This is a genomic window from Clostridium sp. M62/1 (genome assembly GCF_020736365.1).
Taxonomy (GTDB): domain Bacteria; phylum Bacillota; class Clostridia; order Lachnospirales; family Lachnospiraceae; genus Otoolea; species Otoolea saccharolyticum_A.
In genome coordinates this window covers 938,373-956,455 of record NZ_CP085988.1, presented here as the reverse complement: position 1 = coordinate 956,455, position 18,083 = coordinate 938,373, and the positions used below count along the sequence as shown (strand labels likewise).

The following is an 18,083-nucleotide window of genomic DNA, read 5'->3' as shown; positions in this document are numbered from 1 at the left end:
ACGGTGGGGATTAACCCGTCAGATTTTCCATTCAATTTCTACCTTTTCATTTGTTGCCCGGATGACCGTTATCAGTGCGTCCACCACCTGCCTCTTGTCCTCAAAGCTGACATTCTCCCAGTCATCCAGATACCCGGAAATGCTTTCCATCTTCTCCATCGGCACAGCGTCCGCAGAGAGTTTTGCAATCTCATTGGCAATGGACTGCCGCCTTGCGTCCAGCTCCTCAATTTTGCTGTTGGCATAGGAGAGCAAAACAGGGCTTGCGCCCGTCAGCGTGTCAAGCAGCTTTTCAATCTCGCTTTCCACCTGCGCCAGTTCCAGCCGCTTTGCCGCCAGCTTCGGGGAGATTTTCGCCGCTTTTTTCCGGCCTGTCAGCGTCTTAAAATCTTTCAGCTTCTTCACCATAGCCCCATAGACCACCGCTTCCAGTTCGTGCAGCTTCACGCACCCGCAGCCGGGACACGCCTTGCTGTCCGCATGGACGGTGCAACGCATATAGAGGATGCCGTTGGAGTGCGCCGACATAAGCGCATACCCGCATTTCCCGCATTTGATTTTTCCCGCCATCCATGTGTTCCGGGCTTTCCTTGCAGGCTGGTAGGTGTGGCTGGCAAGCAGCTTCTTCCGGCATTTCAGCCACAGCTCCGATGGGATAAACCCCTCATGTGGAGCCAGTACCAGCGTCTGTCCTTGCAGGTGCTTGTGCTTGTCCTCTGTATTCCCCTTGCCCTGATAGTAATAGCAGCCGTTTGTCCCGGCAAAGTCGGCGGCGTCATTGTAAATATCCGTCCCCTGGCTTTTGTAAAACTCGTATATGTCGAGGTCAGCCATGACATAAATCGGGTTGCGGAGAATAACGCTCAAAGTAGCCCTTGACAGCGGCCTGCCATAATAAGTACGCATACCGTCCGCCGTCAGCTTCTTTGTAATGTCATGCAGCGATACCTGCGGGTCAGCGTACATCTCATACATCTGCCGGACAAAGGCCGCTTCGGTTGGCTCTATTACCAGCCTCTTTGTGCGCACCCCGTCCATCACATAAGGCTCTGTCCGAAATCCGTAGGGCGTTTTGCCGCCCATTTTGAAGCCCCGCTGACAGCGGGAGTACCATGCGTCCTGCACCCGCTTCTGTATCGTTTCCCGTTCAAGCTGGGCGAACACGATACAGATATTTAACATCGCCCGCCCCATCGGGGTGGAGGTATCAAACTTTTCCGTAGAGGACACAAACTCTACATTGTACTGCTGGAACAGCTCCATCATGTTTGCGAAGTCCAGAATGGAACGGCTGATACGGTCGAGTTTGTAAACCACGACCTTTGCAATCAAGCCCCGCTTGATGTCCCGCACCAGTTCTTGAAACTTCGGACGGTCTGTGTTCTTGCCGCTGTACCCTTTGTCTGTGTATTCCTTGCAGTTACCGCCTTTCAACTCATATTTGCAAAATTCAATCTGGCTTTCAATGGAAATGCTGTCCTTTTTGTCCACCGATTGTCTTGCATAGATTGCGTCTATTCGATTATTCATATTGTCGCTCCTTTTCTTAAAAAAGAAACGGAGCTGCTGACACTTTTATTATACCGTCAGCAGCCCCGCAAATCAACGATGGCTTCGGAAAATCTTATGCCCCGGCTTCCTCACTCTGCCGCTTGTCGGCATACTTGCGGAACACCTCATAAAGCTGCTGTTCCAGCTCCCGGCGTTTTGCCGCTTCCTGCTCCGGCGTGAATACCGGGGAGAGATTTTCCAGCGTGATTTCCTTTCCCTGAAAAGTCACGACTTCGGTTTCTTTCTTGTATCTGATATGCTCCATAGTACCTCCGTATTTAATTTTCAAAGTGCGGTGCTGCTATGCTGCGGCGTGAAATGTTTTCTGTCATCGATTACCGTTCCCTTGTGTATCGTTGCTGCCGTTTCAGTTCTGCCAGCACCTCCGGCGGGATACGGTCTATCAGCCGCTGAATGTCGTGCAGCTCGCTTTCCAGCTTTGCCCGTTCCATCGTATCTTTCATCTTGCCTTTTTCGCTGGCTTTGGCTCTGGCTTCCAACTGTTCATTTTCCGCCAAAAGGTCGTTTATCGTGACCTTGTATTTTTTGAGCTGCCCGGAGAAGTTCTCCATCTGCGGAAACCACTTTTTCAGCAGGGAGAGGGCTTCCTCTTTCTTCTTCCCGGCGTTGAACGGGGTAATGCCGTCCAGCGTGGCTTCAATGGCTCTTGCCTGTTTGGAGAGATTGACCGCCTGCTTGAACAGACGGGTGGGGATATGCTTCCTGCCCGTTTTGCTGGCGCTTTCCCCACGCTCCAAGTCGGGATATTTCTCCACCATATAAGCGTGAAAATCGTCCTGCCATTTTGTGAGGTTGGCTCTATTCCCTATAATCTCCTTTGCACACAGGCGGTTGTCCGCTGTCAGCGGGACAAAGACCAAATGCAGGTGGGGTGTTTTCTCGTCCATGTGTACCACCGCCGACACGATATTTTCTTTCCCTACCCGCCCGATTAAGAAATCAGCCGCCCTCTGGAAAAATTCCTGTATCTCCTTTGGGGACTTCTTCTTGAAAAATTCCGGGCTGGCGGTAATCAGCGTATCCACAAACCGGGTACTGTCCTTACGGGTACGGCAGCCTGCCTGTTCAATACGGTTCTGTATAAAGTGGTAGTACCTGCCCTCTGGCTTAACGATATGGAAGTTGTACTTGCTCCGGCTGGTGTCAATGTCGGGATTGCTGGCGTACTGTTCCTTTTGCCGTTCGTGATGGGCTTCCAGCGGTCTTGCCGGATTGCCCTTGTGTTTTTCAAATCGCAAAATTGCGTGTTGTGCCATGAAACTCCTTTCCCCATTCCGTTCCTTTCCGGGACTTTTCCCCAGGGAAATCCCGCAGAAAATATCTCGGATCGGATAGGAATGGATAAGATATAAATAAAATCGTTTTAATCTCTGTATTTCTATATACCGTCCGGTTTTCGTACTTCAAGAGGATTGATTATCGTACTTGTGGAGTGCGGTTTTCAGTCTTCCGGCGTTCCATAACCGGATTTCTTGAAGTCGGTGTTTGGAACCGCTTCGTAGGATTTTGGGTAAATGCGGTTGGGTTTTCCACAGCCCTGCTTCTGGATTTCCACCAGTCCGGCATATTGCAGTTCCCGCAGGGTGTTGACCGCCTTCTGCCGCCCGCAGTGGAGCAGCTCCACTACCTCGTTGATGGGATAGTAGAGGTAAATGCGCCCATATTCGTCCGCCCAGCCGTTTTTCCGGGACAGGTCTGTCCGGCGCAGGATAAAGGCATACAGTACCTTTGCTTCGTTGGACAGGGGCGTGAATGTGGGGGCTTCAAAAAGGAAATTGGGAAGCCGGGTAAAGCTGACCGCCTTTTCCGGCTGATGGATATAAATGGTGTTTGTCATATCGTGTTTTGTGGACGGTTAGAAGCCCGTTTCCGGGGGTAGACAGTACTTTCTATTGCCTGCCCCTGTTCTGTGCTTGCAAAGCCTTGTAAATCAAGGACTTTTCAGCCCCTAACTGTCCACACAAGACCTCCTTTTCCGTTCACTTTCTGTTTTCTGCCGCCTGTGAACTACGGCGGCACAATCGAGACAGTATTTCGCCCGGTTGGACTTTGGGACGAACACCCCGCCGCAGACAACACAGCGTTTTAGCTCCGTATCCCGGAAAATCTCTGTTTCCAGCGTCCCGATTTGCGGCAAGACCGACCAGCGGAACCACTTGCAGCAGACCGAGAAAGAAATGGTCTGGGGGCAGGTGTGAATGTCCCCATCGTCAAGGAGCATACAGTTCCCGTCCTCATAACAGCAGCACTCCCGGCGGATCAGGGCGTTTGCCTGTTTCCTCTGTGCCGGTGTCATGCGGTAAAGGGAACCGTCCGGCTTGCGCTCTATGGGTGGCAGTCGTTTATATGTGTTCTCTCTCATGTGTTCCCTCCATTTTTCCTTAGCCGTTCTCCCCGAAAAGGCTTCCTGCCCCATTCCTGCGGCGTGTTCCAGCGTTGGCACGCTCCCCGGACTTCGGGACATTTTGTCCCGAAGTGGCTCGTTGCGGTGCTTCCCCTGCCGGGGTATTCCTTTTCGGACGGTTATTCATTTTTCAAGGTGCAGCTCATCGATGAACTACCCTAAGTCTACACCTAAAAGACCGCCCGCCCCGTATATCCATAAGGTCGGAAATCGGCTTGAAAAACAGCCTATTTCCACGCTCTCGGAATTGTGATAGAATGGAAGAAACAGAACGGAAAATCAGAATTATGGAGGGAACTATATGACAAAGGAAGAATTTTTAATTCGTATAAAAGAAGATGAAAATTACTCACCTGGCTGGCAAGCTATTGATGACGCCTTTGAGAAACTTTATCCAGGGCAAACCCCAGACCATTTTGGGACAATTCTGACTTCAAGAGCAATGATGGGCGGAGATGAATATTTAGACGGATTTTCCATATACAATTCTCCGAAAGGTTACAAGCATTTGGTTACTTATGGAATGACAGTTCTTTACGGTGACGAGGATGCTTTTGGTGGCGAATGGAACGGCTGGGGTTATGAAATGACTATGAAGCTGAAAGAGCATGACACAGAAAGTTGTATGTGGGTGGTTGATATGATGTCTAATTTGGCAAGATATACATATACAACTAACCGTTTTTTTGAAGCAAATCAATACATTAAAGGCAATGGAACCTCCTTGCACATCGGCGCAAATTCTTCAATTACTGCACTTTTATTGGTAAACGATACAGAAGCGAAACCGCAGATGTCTGTGTATGGAAAGACAGAATTTATTCAGCTTGTCGGAATAACTGAATCGGAACTTCAGGCAATTATTGCGGATCGCAATAACATTCCCAAGTTGATTGCCTGCATGGAAGCAGACGGTAATACGGATTTGGTTACAGATATGAGAAGAAGCAAGTCCTATTTCTAATTTCCCATTTATTGAGCAGACAAGGGGGGAGGGCATGGAACTATCCATACAAGAGCGATTGAAAGACCTGCGTGTGGAGCGTGGGCTGACGCTGGAACAACTTGCGGAGCAGACGCACCTCTCCAAGTCTGCGCTGGGTAGCTATGAAGCGGAGGACTTCAAGGACATCAGCCACTATGCCCTTATCAAGCTGGCAAAGTTTTATGGCGTGACCGCCGATTATCTGCTGGGGCTGTCCCAAACAAAAAATCACCCAAACGCCGATCTTGCAGACCTGCATCTGAGTGATGATATGATTGAACTATTAAAAAGTGAGCGGGTGGATAATTCCCTCTTGTGTGAGCTGACAGCGCACCCGGATTTTCCCCGGCTCATGGCTGACCTTGAAATCTATGTGAACGGTATCGCTGGCAAACAAGTGCAGAGTGCAAACGCCATTGTAGACGCTGTAAGCGCAACCATTATGAAGCAGTACAATCCCGGCTTGTCCGACCCGCAGTTACGACAGCTTATCGCCGCCCATATTGACGATGACAGCTTTTGCCGCTATGTGATACAGCAGGACATAAACAAGATAGCTCTTGACCTGCGGGAAGCACATAAGGAAGATTTTTTCAGTGTCCCGGAGGACAATCCACTGGAAGATTTTTTGCAAGCCGCAGAAGCAGCGTCCACTCCGGGCAGCGACCCGGAACAGGCTGCGATGGCGTTTATCTGTAAACGGCTCAAGCTGAACTATGGGAAGCTGTCGGAGGAAGAAAGAAAGTGGCTGAAAAAGATTGCACAGAAGTCGGACTTGCTCAAAAATCCAAAGCCGCAACGAGGTAGAAAGTAAGAGAGCGACAAATCGGAATTTCGGAGGGATTAAAGTATGAGGCAAATTGAACAATTAGATATTAGTTATACAACACGGGAAAATCGCTGTTCGGTTTTTGTTGGTGTTTGTAAATCGCAGGAACTGTTTGAACAATATTGGGAAAAGGATTATGACCTTTTACATAATGAGTATATAGGTTTTGAAATGGGTGTTGATTTTGGTATCAATACCTATGATGAAGATTTTGCTATTATGATATGGCGAAAAAACTTGACTGCCAAAATAGATGAGCTTGTTGAAGATGCGGAAATTTTTGACATTGATGCATTAAAAAGACTGCATCCTGACGGATTAGACAGGCCCTATAATGCAATAATCGTTTTGGACAGAGTAAGTTATGATGGCTCAATTCAAGAAGTACAAAATGAAACTTTTGGCTATTTCAAGTTTTTGGGGGTATTTGATAGCTTGCAATAATTTAAGCACTTCCCATTTATCGGGGAGATAGCAAAGCCCGTTGAGTCGGTCAACGGTCAAGATGAACGGCGCACAAATGCGCCGCCGTTGACAGTCCCACCCGCCTTTGCTGATGGGTAATCAAGGCGGGAAAGCCCTAAAATGACTTTCCCGCCCATTCCGATTTTGAGAAGAAAGTCCGTCTGCTTTTTCGTAAGTGTGGCCACAAGTTCGGGACATTTTGTCCCGTAGTCCGGCGTGGGACGAGGGACGGGGGCTTTCATATACGCCCTGTCTGCTGCTGAAACCAGTCCTGCGCTTGCGGCTCCACGCCACGCAATCACAGCCCTGTTTTCCTGCCGCTTCAAATGCCCTTGCCCTCCCCGGCGGAAACGGCATTTCCGCGGCAACGCCGACAGAGCGTATAACACACTACACTTTGCAAGCAAAGTCGTGTGCCAAGGGGTAAGCCCCTTTGGAAACCCCAAACAACAAAACAGGCTGAATATCTCGCACTTCCCCGGTGCTTGATATTCAGCCTTTATTTGTTGTCAGCAGCCCCCGTTTCTCGGTCTGCCTTTTTTGTCCTTGTCCATAATGTTTCCGTGTAAAACCCTACCTGCAAGTAGTTTCGCCCTAACCGGCTCATGTCCTTGACGATGACCGTACCCACTTTCCCGGCTTCAATGTCCGCAAGCATGGCTTGAAATCCGGGCCGCTGGAAGTTCGCGCCGGAAAAACCGTCGTCGGTGTACCAGCGCAGATTGGTAAAGCCGTTCTGTTTTGCGTAGGTTTCGAGTATCCTTTTTTGGTTCGATATGGAATTACTCTCGCCTTGCAATTCATCCTCGTGGGACAATCTCGGATAAAGGGCGGTAATGAGGTTTTGGGTGGCTTGTCTTAACATAAAATCCTCCGTTTCCGACAGCCAGCCCCACTATTCCGTGGTTTCATTGTACCACGGAACGGCGGGGGCTGTACAGCGGCAAAAGCGTTAAATTTGCTTCTTTACAGCTTTTCAATTTTCCGATTTTTATGGTATGGGTTGTCGTCCCATATTTGCAGTAGAAAAGTTCATAACTCCGTGGTATACTCTGATTTAACAAAAAAATCAGAAGTTAAAGGAGAAAACATGAAGTATACAATAGATGAATTAACCGCGGCCAAAAGGCAAATTGATTCAACTCTGCACAAGCTAAGAGAAACAGTAAAAACATTTGAATCAAAGGATAATTCCGAGCGTTATAAATCACAAATCACATTGGCAAAGAGAAGAATAAAAGCCTTTGAAATTGCAAATTATTTTATAGAGAATGAGATTAAGAATTGCTAAAGCACTTCCGATTTTCGTTCCAGCGGTCATGCTCCCTGGCATGGCCGCTTTTCCATGCCCCGGTTCACGCCGGATAAGTCGGCTCCTGTGTAGCAGCGGCTTCCGCTTCCAGTACCCGCGCCATTTTGTCGGCGGCTGTGGTTGTGGTGTCTTTCTTGAAATAGCCGGACACGACAAGGACGGAATTGCCCATGCGGATTTCCGTCACACAGTCAGGGCGGCGGGTGGTGCGGGTGTCGTGCTGCTTGTTATCTGCCATAGGCAATACTCCTTTCAGTCGGTAATCAGTTTCTTCATGCTCTCCATTTTCCGCTTGGCGGTTTCCTGCCGGAAGTTGTCGCCGGTAAAGCGTACCGGGACGCACATGGAAAGCAGGCGGTCATAAATCCGGGAATGGGCGGTGTCCTCCGGGTTGTGCAGGTCGTCCAGCGTAAGGTTGGTCGTGACGATCAGCGGCTTGCCGCTGCGGTAACGGCTGTCAATCACATTGAACACCTGTTCCAGCCCGTATTCCGTCCCGCGTTCCATGCCGAAGTCGTCAAGGATCAGCAGCGGATAACGACAAAGGCGGGAAATGTACTCGTTGCGCCCCTCAAAGCTGGCGGCAAGGTCATTGAGGATAAGAGCAAAGTTCGTCATGCGGACGGGGATTTCTTTCTCCATGAGGGCGTTTGCGATACAGCCTGCAAGGTAGCTTTTGCCGGTGCCTACGCCGCCCCAGAACAGGCAGCCGATATTGTCTGTCCGCATATCTTCCCAATGCTCCACATACCGGCGGGCAAGCCCGGTCTGCGGGTTCCTGCCGTTGTCGTTCTCGAAAGTCCAGTCCCGCATGGTGGGGTCGGTAAAGCCCCGGCGTTTCAGTTCTTCCACGGTGTCAAGGTGTCTGCGCCGCTTTTCGGCGGCTTCCCGTTCCTCGCGGGCGGTTCTCTGGCAGTCGCACTCTGCCGGGTGGCGGTCGCGCCCGAAGATAGCGGCCTTATCCGGCGCAAAATAGGCTTCTTTCGGCTTGCGGCACTTGCCGCAGTACAGTAAACCGTCCTCGCCGGTGTAGTCCTCCGGCTCCGGGATGGTGGTCGTCATATTCTCCAAAACCGCGTTGATTTCATTCTTCATAAACTCTCGCCCTCCTTGCATGAGTAGTCTGGTATGCCCTTTTTAGGGGCTTCCTTTTTGTCGTTCCCCGCCCATATCCGCAGGGCGGCGGCATAGTTCTGGTAGCTTTTCCCGTTGGCGGCAAGGTAGCGGCTCATTTCCTCGATGAACCGTTCCAGCCTGTCAGGGTACTCTGCCTGCAACTCGTCGTATTCGGTCTGTGACAGAAAAATATTTCCATATCGGCCATAGGGCGCGGACGGCCCCCCACTCACTCCCTTTGTTTGGCTCTCTGTAAGGTTGTTTATAGTAGTTTGGTTAGGGGACGGTTTTCCGACCATCATAAGGTCGGTTTTCTGACCATCAGTAGGACGGTTTTCCGGCTCTATGAGGGGCGGACTTCCGGCCATCAGTTGGTCTGAAAACTGTACCTGTGGCACTGGCGGTACTTTGACATAAAGCCGGTTCGGTGCGGAGAAGCCGCCCCGTTCCCGTTCCAACAGCCCCGCCGTGTCCAGTTCATTAAGCGCCCCCTTGATGGTGGTGCTGCCTTTATCCAGTATTTCTGCTATCTCCGCGATGGGATAGATAATATAAATCCTGCCCTCGTCGTCCAGCCACTTGTTTTTCTGGGAGAGGGTGGAACGGTCTAACAGCAGCGAATACAGCAGCTTGGCGGTCTGTGAAATCTCCATTTTCAGCAGGAAACGGGGATACGGCAGATAGGCGGGCAGCCGCGTGTCTGCCCTGATATAATCAGCGATAGGATCACCTCCCTGTGTTCGGGTTGATTTTGGCGTATTGTCACGCATTAAAACGCCGTTTCCGGGGGAAAAGGATAAATGTATCGCGTACCCTTTGACACCCACGAAAAAAGCCTTGATTTATGCGGGTTTGAAAGGCTCTAAAGCGTGACATCTCTGCCTTTGTTTCCGCTTTCTCTCGGCGGCTTTGATTTTCTTCATGCGCCCGGCGCAGTCGGGGCAGTATTTTCCCCGGTTGGATTTGGGGACAAAGGCCGCCCCGCAGACGGCACACCGTTTCCGGCTTCCCCGGCACAAGAGGGCTGCGGCCAGCTCCCCGTCAAGGGGCAGGACAGCCACACGGAACCAGTGGCACATGAGGGAAAAGGAAATGCTCTGGACGCACACGCAAGGCTCCCCGTCGTCCAATAGCAGGCAGTTCCCCTCATCGTAGTTACAGCACTCATGTACCAGCCGCCGCGCCCGCCGGTGCTGGCGGTAGTCCATGTGGGGCAGGTTATCGCTCATGGCTCTGCTCCTTTCTGCGGTGCGGCTCGTCCCGGCGCAAAATCTGGTCGATGTTCCGCTTGACGGTCTGCAACTCCTTGAACCGCTGTTTCTGTTCGTGATAGGTGTTATACAGGCCGTCTTTCTCGGAGATAAGCTGCTCGATCTCGGCCTGCAACGCTTTCCGGGCGGGCAGCTTGGTAATGCCATGCGCCTTGAAATACCGGGCTGCTGCGTCGGCTATGATAAAATCGCTCTCATGGGCCTGCCGGTATGCGGCGCGGGCTTTCTCGGATTTCTGTGCCCGCAGCCCGTCGCGGGCGGCCTTGGTCTGGGCGTAGGCCAACACCTGCCGCTGCAACTTCTTTTTCCCTTGCAGCTTCGTTTCCAGTGCTTTCAGTTCGCCGCTGGTCTGGCGCATTTTCTGATAGGCGGTGTCAACGGCGGCTTCTAACTGCTCCGGGGAAGTAAAGCCGTATTGCTGGTAGACGGACAGCGTTTTGGCGGCCTGCTTCAGATTGTGTATCTTCGCCCAGCGTTCATAGCCCCGGCCTTTGCCCTCGGCCATTTTCTGCTCAATGTCCACAAGCCGCTGCACTCCGTCCTGTTTCGGGGCGGCTATCTCGGCTCTGGCAACCTGCAAGCGGTCTTTTATGGTGCGTGGGGGATCGGGGGATCTGGCTGGCGCTTCGGCTGCTCTGGCGGCGTTTTGCTCTAAAACGGCAAAGACAGCGGCGCGGTCAAAATCGTCGCCCAGCTTCCGGGCGGTAATTGGCTTTGTCCTGTCCGGCGTGAGGTAGGAAAGCCGCCCCCGGCTCTCCTTGACGGTCACACCCTCCTGCAGCAACAGAGAGGAAAACTCGTCAAAGCTGGCGGCGGTGGCAAGGGCTTTCCGTAGGGTCTGCCGCAGCTTCTCCTTGTTCGTTTCAAACTTGGTCTGCCGGGGCGTGATACTATCGGCAATCATGGGGGCGTTCTGCTTGTCCAGCGCGGCCTGTCCCTTTTTCTGCGCCCAATACTCCCGGTCGGTGACGCGGTTCTTGCTGCCGTTCAAGAGGTCGATTTGATAAAGCCCCTCCCGGTGGCACATCTCCATGACTTCGGATTTGAAGTAGCGCAGGGCAGCGTCGGTACATCGGTGCTTGCAGCCGACTTTCGTATCGGCCGGCCTGTCCATGTAGGGCAGGAACGGCACTTCCTCAATCCGCAGGCTGTTTATGACGATATGCACATGAATGTTGCCGCTGTGGTTATGCCCGTCCGGGTGGGTGCAGACAAGGGCCTGGTGGCCGGGAAAATGCTCTTTACAGAATTGTTCCCCCAACGCCTGCGCCCGGTCTACGGTCAGGCCGTTGTCCGGCCCGTCCCGCGGGTCAAAGCTGATGATGTAGTGGTGGCTTTTCACATCTTCCCGCCGCTGGTTTTTCTGATAGCGGAGATTGGCCCGCATACACGCAACGGCAAAATCCTCCCCGTCGCAGTTCAGCGTGGACAGCCGGTAGTCCTCGCGGGGGATAAGCCTGCCGGTTTCATCAAGGACGGGCTTCATGGTAAACTCGTCATGCTCAAAGAGAAGATATTGCTCGGCGGCTCCGTAGTCGGCGTTTTTAGAGTTGATATGCTTGAGTGTTGCCAACCGCGTCACCTACTTTCTTGAGGACTTCATACTTGAGGACGGCAAGGTCGGATATGGCGGCGCGTACCTCGCCGGAAAGGGTGTTGTAGGGTACGCCGTATTCGTTCAGATACCGGGCAATCTGATTGAGGTTGCCGCCGATCCTGCCGTACTCGGCTGTCAGCTTCCCGACAGCGGAAAGCAACTCGTCATTGACCGACGACACATGGACAACCGGGCGTATGGTCGCCCGCCGTATCGCCTGCCGGAGAAATTCGGACTGGCTGATACCATAGGGCGCAAGCCGCGCTGTGAAGTCGGCATACTCATCTTCGGACAGCCGGGTTTTCACAACGCGGCTGCGGTGGGGCGTGTTGTATTTCTTTCGCATGGTGTGACCTCCTTTCTCGCCCGTAAGGGCGCATGAGCAGGGTTTGGGGAAGGCACTCCCCAACAAGTTTCCCGCGAGGGGCAAAACTGCAGAATTGCGGATTTTGGCACCGTGGTAGAAACTTGCTCTCCGTGACTGCAAACTTTCTCTCACTTCCGTCCGCCACTTTTTTGGAAAACTGCAACCACAAAAGTTTGTTTCTCTTTTTCTGCTACTACTAATCCTGTAAAGGGCATTCCTGCCCGCTTTCGCTAAAATGACACCGGACGCAGTGGTTTCTACCCGGTGTTGGAGAAATCCTTTCTCTTTGCCCTCTACTACGGGTAAATGCTCCAAATGCCAAACACCAGGGCAGAAAAATTCCCTCCTCGCTTACTACTACAACCGGCAGGGGGCAAAATGGCCGGGAGCGGAGCCGGACAACAAAAAAAGCAGTAAATCTTTTTCAAGACTTACTGCTTTCGCTGGCCGCGTCGGTGGCGGCTGGTATTCAGTTTTTATGACTTGTCCGGTGGTTCGTCAAGCCGGAACTTGAATTGACAGTCAATTAACCGCTGCTTTACATAGTCCTCCACCTCGGCGTTGACCTGCCCGTTCACTTTTGAGAAATAGCGGATATATCCGGCGTAGTGGAGCAGGACAGCGTTCACGGCTTCTGGGTCGCCCTCACGGGCTTTGAGGATTGTTTCATAGGGGAGAAGTCTACTCATACCGGCTCACCCCCATTTCTTCGCGTAGCCGCTGCAAGGCAAGCTGGATATGCCGCCCCGCTGTGCTGCGTGACCGGCCAATACACGCGCCGATCACGCGCTGCGGCTGGCGCAGAAAGTAATAGCGCAGGATTTCTTCCCGCGTCTGCTCCGGCAAAACAGAGATCGCGTCGGCAAGGGCGGCGTTGCAGAGCAGGACGGTCTGACCGCAGACGGTAAATGGGTATTCCTCGTCCGGCTCCGACGCGGCAAACTGGACAAACTTCTCGTTCATCAGATAGTCAAGGGAAACTTGCCGTTCCCATTGCCGTTTAAGCTTCAAAATCTTGTCCAAGGCGGCACAGCGGATAACAGTCTTGCAAAAGGCGTTGTACCTGCGCTGGATATATTCTTGATAGGCTATCTGGTCGGTCATGGAAATTCCCCTTTCTGAATAATAGTGCGGGGCGGTGGCACTTCTTGCTGTCGCCCCTTGATTGCCTACCAGCAAAGGCGGGCGGGGCTGTCAACGGCTGCGCATATGCGCCGTTCATCTTGACCGTTGACTGGCTCGGCTGGGTTTGCTATTTACCCGACAAACTTGAATTTATTTTAAGCTATCACGTTTTACCTTCTTAAGCCTTACTATCATTACCATAGGAATTTCTTTGTTGGTTTTAAAACATTCTTCATAAAATCCATCAATGACAAATCCAGCTCTAAAACAAAGGTTAAAAATATCTTGTATGGAACGATGATAATAAATCTGCTCTTTCGGTTGCCCTTCAATCGCTATATCATAGTAACTGTGCGGTGTCATATATTTTTCAGTCAACGTGACAAAACAAGGGTGTTGCGTTGCAAAGACAAAAATTCCGCTTTCCTGCAACAGTTCATAAACAGCCATAAGAAGTGGTTCAATATCCGTAATATCCATAATTGCCATATTAGAAACTGCTTTCGTAAAGGCTCGATTTCTTTTTAATTCTAATATACTTTTTCTATCGGTCGCATCCGCCACACAAAATTCAATTTGTTTTGCATATTGTGATTGCCGTCTTTTAGCCAATTCTATCATTTTTTTGCTGTAATCAAAAGCGACAACCGAAGCGCCTCTTTGTGCAAGATACGAAGAATAATTTCCATTGCCACACGCAATATCCAAAATGTAATCCGCAGGATTAGGAGATAGAAGTTCCGTTACTTTGGGACGCACTACCTCTCTGTGAAATTCATTAGATTCGTCACCCATTGCATTATCCCAAAATTGTGCGTTCTCCTCCCAGATTTTTTTACTTTCCTCTGTTCCCATGTTCTCTCCCACTCCCCAAATTTGCTTTTTTGCTTCCATTAAATCTTCCTTACTATATTCCATTGTTACCCTCCATAACTTCTGATTGTTGCCGTCTTGACGATTATGTATCTTTACATTACCTTCTGAAACATATGGCGCACCTTGTCCAGGCGGCTGTTTGGACGGCGGGGCTGGATGACCGGCTGACCGACAGCGGCCTGATATCCTTTCAGCTCTGTAAGGCATACGCTCCGCCCGTTGGTGTAAAAGGCCAGATCAGTACGGTATGCCTGTATACAGCGGGCGGGAATCTCGCCAGTAAAGACAACTTCATCCTTTTTTACCTGGGCCGTTTCGATGGTGGCACAGTATTTCGGTGCATCATGATAAGCCCTGGAAAGGTATTCCTGGGGCGCATAGAGGATGAAGGAGAGATAAGGTTCCAGCAGCTGCGTCCCCGATTCCTTCAATGCCTGTTCCAATACAATCGGGGCCAATGAGCGGAAGTCCGCCGGCGTGCTGACCGGACTGTAATAAAGCCCGTATTCAAAGCAAATCTTACAGTCCGTTACGTTCCAGCCGAACAAGCCCTGCTCCAGCCCGTAACGGATACCATCCCTGACAGCGTTTTGAAAACTCTGGTTCAAGTATCCCAGCGAAACCCGGCTCTCGTATTGTACACCGGAGCCAAGCGAGAGTGGTGTAACAGACAGTCCTATGGATGCCCAAAACGGGTTGGGCGGCACCTCGATATGGATGGTGTGGCTGGCTGCTTTGAGCGGCCGCTCCATATAAATGACGGAGGGTTCCTTTACCACTGTTTCAAGCTTGTATTTTTCCGACAGCAAAGCGGAAACAACCTCCAACTGCACCCGGCCCAAAAAAGAAAGAATGATCTCATGGGTGATGGAATCCACTTCGCAACGCAAAAGCGGGTCAGTATCCGCAAGTTGCGTAAGAGCGTCCAGCAGCCGTTCTCTTTGCGCTGCCGTTTTCGGCGCAATCGTCGTCCGCAGCATGGGGAGGGGGTCCTCGCGCCACCTTTTACGAGGGAGCCGGGTTTGGTCCCCTAATACATCGTTTAACCTCACGCTGTCGCTGGGAAGGATAACAATTTCACCCTGATAAGCGGTGTCTGTCCGAACAATTTCCCCTTTGGATGGAATACGCATCTCTGTGATTTTCAGCTTTTCTCTCCCGGCCAGGGCCACCGTATCCCGCAGGCGCAGCGTTCCGCTGTATAACCGTAGATAGACACGCCGCTGGCCGCAATCGGTGTACTCAACCTTGAAAACGCTGCCGCATAGGGCGGCGCCCCCCTGTTCCCCAATCGGTTGGAACAGCCCTGTCACCGCATCCATCAACGGTTGAATGCCAAGGCCATTTTTGGCGCTGCCATGATAGACTGGGAACAGGGAGGCGTCTTGAACCCGCTGCTGTTCCTCCCGCGCAAGTTTTTCCCGGCTGATTGGTTCTCCTGCGATATACTTTTCCAATAATTCATCGTTATTTTCGATGACCGCATCCCATGCTTCTATGTCGGTATTTTCCTCCAGGACTATTTCCGGGGACAGCGACACCGTCTGCTTGATGATAATATCGGCGGAGAGCTTATCCCGAACAGACTGAACCACGCTCTGCAAATCAACGCCAGCCTGGTCGATCTTGTTGATAAAGATAACGGTGGGAATGTTCATTTTCCGCAGGGCATGGAACAGAATACGGGTCTGGGCCTGCACGCCATCTTTAGCGGAGATCACCAAGATGGCCCCATCTAAAACAGCCAAAGAGCGGTACACCTCCGCCAAAAAATCCATGTGGCCGGGCGTATCCACAATGTTAACTTTACATCTGTGCCACTGGAAGGAAGTGACTGCCGCTTGAATGGTAATCCCACGCTGCCGCTCCAAAAACATGGTGTCCGTCCTCGTTGTCCCTTTTTCGACGCTCCCCGGTTCTGAAATGGCTCCGCTGGCATATAGCAGGCTCTCCGTCAAGGTCGTCTTTCCAGCGTCTACATGGGCAAGAATTCCAATATTGATTATTTTCATGTGATTGTCCTCCCTTTACAGCCCCAAAGGGCATAAAAATCCCCAGCAGTAAAATACTTTTACCACTGGGGATTATAAGTTGCGGACATACACATATACAGCATACACCTGTTTGTGATTGCTGTTTTTGGGGATATGTCAAAATTGATAAGGCAAAAGTATTCTTAAATTGGGTACAAAAAACTAAGCCCCTACAAAAGGAGCTATCATAATCCTTTGTTCCCACTATTTGATTATAGTTTTATTTAAGAATACCTTGCCGCATATTTTTTACTCCTTTTCTGGATTAAATCATTGTATCACATCAGTTTTAGGAAAGCAAGTACCTAAAAGAAATTTTTCTTCCCCTTATATGTAACAATCATACCGGCTTCCTAGCGTTCAGAATGTTTTCTGCTGTCTGCTGTGGTGTTTGGTTGGAATTGTCCAACCAAAAGCCGATCCGTGGTGTTGTCTGCATTTTACTAAATACAAATTCAATGTATACAGAAAGATATAAGGAGTGGGAGGGATTCCGCCGTAGTTGGCATTGTAGGAAAATCCAAAAGTTTAGATTTTCCCACAATGCTTATCTTTTGGTCTTTGGTTCGGAATAGTGTAGTGCTGGCGGTCTATCTCTTGTTTTCGGTTGCTTGCTTCCTTACCGTACATGAGCATTGGCGCCAGGGTTGTCATTGCCATAACCTTCCAACAGGTTGATGACACCCCAGATACCAAGACCAGCACCCAGAGCGATAACGAGAGTCTGAAGAACGGTAATTGCCTGTTCAAAAAATGCCATAAATAATATTAGCCGGAATCATTTGAATGATTAGTTAGGTTTGTTTCATAAGCGCACAAAAGCCGGAACAATCTGCCCTCGATATATGAGAGCCTGATCCCGGCTGTCCTCCTTTTTCATTATTTTGTTGATGATTGCCCGCTTTGTACGCCAATGGCCTCAACAGAGGCAGTTGCGGCAAATAGATACGATCACTCCTTTCTCAGCGGAACCGTATTACACGCCCTCCGTGTCTACTTCATATACATCGCAGACCTCATCAGGCTTGAGTTTTAGTCTGGCAGACAAAAACGCTTCAATATCAAAGGTATTTCGCTTGTCTGCATCAGCTGTGTATTTGAAATTAGGGTGTCTGGTAATGTCATACTTGTCTGAAAGAAACGGACGCACACCGCGCAACTGCAAGATGCACTTGCCGCCATCCATAACTGCCAGCTCATCCTGGCTCATCAGCTCTTTTCCCAATTTCTGATAGTTGAGCGAGTGGGAGGTCTCCCGTCCCCGGCTCTCTCCGGTGTTGTAAGTGTCTATGGTCTCCTTTCCCAGAACAGCCGCCAGCTCTTTCAGCGTTGTTGGCTCTTTGCCACCCAGGAAGATGGAAGTATCCATATTGCCGATGATGGTATCGGCATTATCTTTGTAAATTGCCTTGAGCTGGCTCTGTGCCTGCAACACCAGACAGGCAGAGATTTCACGACTTCGGATGGTGGCCACCAGCTTTTCCAGCTTCGGAATCTGCCCGATATTAGCACACTCATCAATCAGACAGCGCACATGAACCGGAAGCCTGCCACCATACACATCATCGGCCTTTTCACAAAGCAGGTTGAATAACTGGGTGTAGCACATGGAAATGAGAAAGTTAAAACTGTCATCCGTATCACTCATAATGAGGAACAGAGCCGTTTTTCTGTCTCCCAGCGTATCCAGTTCCAACTCATCGTAGGATGTAACCTCACGCAGCTCCGCAATATCAAATACGGCAAGACGCGCACCGCAGGAAATCAAAATCGACTTAGCGGTTTTGCCAGAGACGAAAAGTCAAGGACTTTTTCATCAAATTCAAAAAGAAGTCACATTTTGCGGACTTCCTCACGGAGCAGACGCTTGATTTTGTCCTCCATCGTCTCTTTTGCGGTCTGGCTGAAATGGACACGGGCGATATATGTGGTCTTGCCGATCTGCTTTCTGACAGTCGGGCAAGTGGCGGTGTTGGTTGCGGTATTGTTCATTCAAAATCCTCCTGTAAATGAAAAATGCCCGGTGACTGTTCATCATCGGGCGGTGTCGGTATGAGGGAAGAAGGCAAGGCGGCAACATTAAGGTATCTATAAAAACCTTGCCGTCTTTGCCACGCTTGCCTTGTTCCTG

21 protein-coding genes and 3 pseudogenes are annotated in these 18,083 nt (G+C 50.7%); 4 read left to right on the top strand and 20 right to left on the bottom strand.

Translation table 11 applies throughout. The annotated features are described in order from the left end of the window. Nucleotides 1–18 precede the first annotated feature (18 nt). The 5 genes from LK436_RS05025 to LK436_RS05005 all read right to left on the bottom strand — a co-directional run bounded on the left by LK436_RS05025 (nt 19) and on the right by LK436_RS05005 (nt 3,934). Entirely contained in the window at nt 19–1,530 is a 1,512-nt protein-coding gene (locus LK436_RS05025; protein WP_227910173.1) for a recombinase family protein, read from the bottom strand. Between the two features lie 94 nt (nt 1,531–1,624). Further along, nucleotides 1,625–1,816, bottom strand: coding sequence for a hypothetical protein (locus LK436_RS05020; protein ID WP_002566025.1), 192 nt, complete (start codon nt 1,814–1,816; stop codon nt 1,625–1,627). A gap of 70 nt (nt 1,817–1,886) precedes the next feature. Further along, nucleotides 1,887–2,828, bottom strand: a complete 942-nt coding sequence (gene mobV / locus LK436_RS05015) for a MobV family relaxase (RefSeq protein WP_008396251.1) — start codon at nt 2,826–2,828, stop codon at nt 1,887–1,889. A gap of 185 nt (nt 2,829–3,013) precedes the next feature. Beyond that, a complete protein-coding gene (locus LK436_RS05010) occupies nt 3,014–3,409 on the bottom strand; it encodes a replication initiator protein A (protein ID WP_007889413.1) in 396 nt (131 codons plus the stop codon). A 111-nt stretch (nt 3,410–3,520) separates the two neighbouring features. Continuing rightward, entirely contained in the window at nt 3,521–3,934 is a 414-nt protein-coding gene (locus LK436_RS05005) for a cysteine-rich VLP domain-containing protein (protein WP_044930800.1), read from the bottom strand. A 343-nt stretch (nt 3,935–4,277) separates the two neighbouring features. Here LK436_RS05005 and LK436_RS05000 point away from each other — a divergent pair, with 343 nt between their 5' ends. Genes LK436_RS05000 through LK436_RS04990 form a run of 3 tightly spaced genes read left to right on the top strand, consistent with a single transcriptional unit; the run spans nt 4,278 to nt 6,234 of the window. After that, nucleotides 4,278–4,940 (top strand): suppressor of fused domain protein, encoded by a 663-nt coding sequence (locus tag LK436_RS05000; protein WP_008396254.1) that lies wholly within the window; start codon nt 4,278–4,280, stop codon nt 4,938–4,940. Between the two features lie 34 nt (nt 4,941–4,974). Further along, complete coding sequence (locus tag LK436_RS04995; RefSeq protein ID WP_008396255.1) at nt 4,975–5,775, top strand: helix-turn-helix domain-containing protein; 801 nt, start codon at nt 4,975–4,977, stop codon at nt 5,773–5,775. A 36-nt stretch (nt 5,776–5,811) separates the two neighbouring features. Further along, entirely contained in the window at nt 5,812–6,234 is a 423-nt protein-coding gene (locus LK436_RS04990; protein WP_008396256.1) for an immunity 22 family protein, read from the top strand. 56 nt (nt 6,235–6,290) lie between these two features. Here the strand turns inward: LK436_RS04990 and LK436_RS04985 are convergent, their stop codons facing one another. Next, nucleotides 6,291–6,581 (bottom strand): hypothetical protein, encoded by a 291-nt coding sequence (locus tag LK436_RS04985; protein ID WP_008396257.1) that lies wholly within the window; start codon nt 6,579–6,581, stop codon nt 6,291–6,293. Nucleotides 6,582–6,805: 224 nt separating this feature from the next. Further along, nucleotides 6,806–7,120: pseudogene (locus tag LK436_RS04980) on the bottom strand (recombinase family protein); the annotation flags it as partial. Between the two features lie 225 nt (nt 7,121–7,345). Here LK436_RS04980 and LK436_RS04975 point away from each other — a divergent pair. Continuing rightward, the gene (locus tag LK436_RS04975) at nt 7,346–7,546 is read left to right on the top strand and encodes a hypothetical protein (protein ID WP_002596235.1); all 201 of its coding nucleotides are present in this window, start codon (nt 7,346–7,348) and stop codon (nt 7,544–7,546) included. Between the two features lie 64 nt (nt 7,547–7,610). On the opposite strand, the gene LK436_RS04970 is transcribed toward LK436_RS04975, so the two are convergent. The 13 genes and pseudogenes from LK436_RS04970 to LK436_RS04910 form a co-directional block, all read right to left on the bottom strand. Next, nucleotides 7,611–7,805, bottom strand: a complete 195-nt coding sequence (locus LK436_RS04970) for a transposon-encoded TnpW family protein (protein WP_002596234.1) — start codon at nt 7,803–7,805, stop codon at nt 7,611–7,613. 14 nt (nt 7,806–7,819) lie between these two features. Beyond that, the gene (locus LK436_RS04965) at nt 7,820–8,662 is read right to left on the bottom strand and encodes an ATP-binding protein (RefSeq protein WP_002596233.1); all 843 of its coding nucleotides are present in this window, start codon (nt 8,660–8,662) and stop codon (nt 7,820–7,822) included. After that, nucleotides 8,659–9,453 carry a replication initiator protein A gene (locus LK436_RS04960; RefSeq protein ID WP_006356266.1) on the bottom strand — a complete coding sequence of 265 codons (795 nt, stop codon included), beginning with the start codon at nt 9,451–9,453 and terminating at the stop codon, nt 8,659–8,661. Before LK436_RS04960 ends, LK436_RS04965 begins: the two co-directional genes overlap by 4 nt. Nucleotides 9,454–9,525: 72 nt before the next feature. Beyond that, the gene (locus tag LK436_RS04955) at nt 9,526–9,912 is read right to left on the bottom strand and encodes a cysteine-rich VLP domain-containing protein (protein ID WP_002596231.1); all 387 of its coding nucleotides are present in this window, start codon (nt 9,910–9,912) and stop codon (nt 9,526–9,528) included. After that, nucleotides 9,902–11,527, bottom strand: coding sequence for a relaxase/mobilization nuclease domain-containing protein (locus LK436_RS04950; protein WP_002596230.1), 1,626 nt, complete (start codon nt 11,525–11,527; stop codon nt 9,902–9,904). The genes LK436_RS04955 and LK436_RS04950 overlap by 11 nt, the downstream gene beginning before the upstream one ends. Beyond that, on the bottom strand, nt 11,499–11,897 hold the full coding sequence (locus LK436_RS04945) for a plasmid mobilization protein (protein ID WP_002596229.1): 399 nt from the start codon (nt 11,895–11,897) through the stop codon (nt 11,499–11,501). The genes LK436_RS04950 and LK436_RS04945 overlap by 29 nt, the downstream gene beginning before the upstream one ends. Nucleotides 11,898–12,394: 497 nt before the next feature. Further along, nucleotides 12,395–12,607, bottom strand: coding sequence for a helix-turn-helix domain-containing protein (locus LK436_RS04940; RefSeq protein WP_002586615.1), 213 nt, complete (start codon nt 12,605–12,607; stop codon nt 12,395–12,397). Next, entirely contained in the window at nt 12,600–13,022 is a 423-nt protein-coding gene (locus LK436_RS04935) for a sigma-70 family RNA polymerase sigma factor (RefSeq protein ID WP_002586616.1), read from the bottom strand. The genes LK436_RS04940 and LK436_RS04935 overlap by 8 nt, the downstream gene beginning before the upstream one ends. 171 nt (nt 13,023–13,193) lie before the next feature. Beyond that, nucleotides 13,194–13,961, bottom strand: coding sequence for a class I SAM-dependent methyltransferase (locus LK436_RS04930; protein ID WP_002586626.1), 768 nt, complete (start codon nt 13,959–13,961; stop codon nt 13,194–13,196). 50 nt (nt 13,962–14,011) lie between these two features. Continuing rightward, a complete protein-coding gene (gene tet(W), locus LK436_RS04925) occupies nt 14,012–15,931 on the bottom strand; it encodes a tetracycline resistance ribosomal protection protein Tet(W) (protein ID WP_002586627.1) in 1,920 nt (639 codons plus the stop codon). Nucleotides 15,932–16,583: 652 nt separating this feature from the next. Next, a pseudogene (locus tag LK436_RS04920) lies at nt 16,584–16,712 on the bottom strand (Maff2 family protein); the annotation flags it as partial. Nucleotides 16,713–16,928: 216 nt separating this feature from the next. Next, nucleotides 16,929–17,744, bottom strand: a pseudogene (locus LK436_RS04915) (VirD4-like conjugal transfer protein, CD1115 family); the annotation flags it as partial. A gap of 41 nt (nt 17,745–17,785) precedes the next feature. Continuing rightward, complete coding sequence (locus tag LK436_RS04910) at nt 17,786–17,944, bottom strand: transposon-encoded TnpW family protein (RefSeq protein ID WP_008396264.1); 159 nt, start codon at nt 17,942–17,944, stop codon at nt 17,786–17,788. Between the last annotated feature and the right edge of the window lie 139 nt (nt 17,945–18,083).

Coding starts and splice junctions, on each gene's coding strand:
- LK436_RS04910 (WP_008396264.1), bottom strand. CDS start 17,944: ATGAACAATACCGCAACCAACACCGCCACTTGCCCGACTGTCAGAAAG.
- LK436_RS05005 (WP_044930800.1), bottom strand. CDS start 3,934: ATGAGAGAGAACACATATAAACGACTGCCACCCATAGAGCGCAAGCCG.
- LK436_RS04945 (WP_002596229.1), bottom strand. CDS start 11,897: ATGCGAAAGAAATACAACACGCCCCACCGCAGCCGCGTTGTGAAAACC.
- LK436_RS05020 (WP_002566025.1), bottom strand. CDS start 1,816: ATGGAGCATATCAGATACAAGAAAGAAACCGAAGTCGTGACTTTTCAG.
- LK436_RS04955 (WP_002596231.1), bottom strand. CDS start 9,912: ATGAGCGATAACCTGCCCCACATGGACTACCGCCAGCACCGGCGGGCG.
- LK436_RS04970 (WP_002596234.1), bottom strand. CDS start 7,805: ATGGCAGATAACAAGCAGCACGACACCCGCACCACCCGCCGCCCTGAC.
- LK436_RS04940 (WP_002586615.1), bottom strand. CDS start 12,607: ATGAGTAGACTTCTCCCCTATGAAACAATCCTCAAAGCCCGTGAGGGC.
- LK436_RS04975 (WP_002596235.1), top strand. CDS start 7,346: ATGAAGTATACAATAGATGAATTAACCGCGGCCAAAAGGCAAATTGAT.
- LK436_RS05025 (WP_227910173.1), bottom strand. CDS start 1,530: ATGAATAATCGAATAGACGCAATCTATGCAAGACAATCGGTGGACAAA.
- mobV (WP_008396251.1), bottom strand. CDS start 2,828: ATGGCACAACACGCAATTTTGCGATTTGAAAAACACAAGGGCAATCCG.
- LK436_RS05010 (WP_007889413.1), bottom strand. CDS start 3,409: ATGACAAACACCATTTATATCCATCAGCCGGAAAAGGCGGTCAGCTTT.
- LK436_RS04965 (WP_002596233.1), bottom strand. CDS start 8,662: ATGAAGAATGAAATCAACGCGGTTTTGGAGAATATGACGACCACCATC.
- LK436_RS04935 (WP_002586616.1), bottom strand. CDS start 13,022: ATGACCGACCAGATAGCCTATCAAGAATATATCCAGCGCAGGTACAAC.
- LK436_RS04990 (WP_008396256.1), top strand. CDS start 5,812: ATGAGGCAAATTGAACAATTAGATATTAGTTATACAACACGGGAAAAT.
- LK436_RS04995 (WP_008396255.1), top strand. CDS start 4,975: ATGGAACTATCCATACAAGAGCGATTGAAAGACCTGCGTGTGGAGCGT.
- LK436_RS04930 (WP_002586626.1), bottom strand. CDS start 13,961: ATGGAATATAGTAAGGAAGATTTAATGGAAGCAAAAAAGCAAATTTGG.
- LK436_RS04960 (WP_006356266.1), bottom strand. CDS start 9,453: ATGCGTGACAATACGCCAAAATCAACCCGAACACAGGGAGGTGATCCT.
- LK436_RS05000 (WP_008396254.1), top strand. CDS start 4,278: ATGACAAAGGAAGAATTTTTAATTCGTATAAAAGAAGATGAAAATTAC.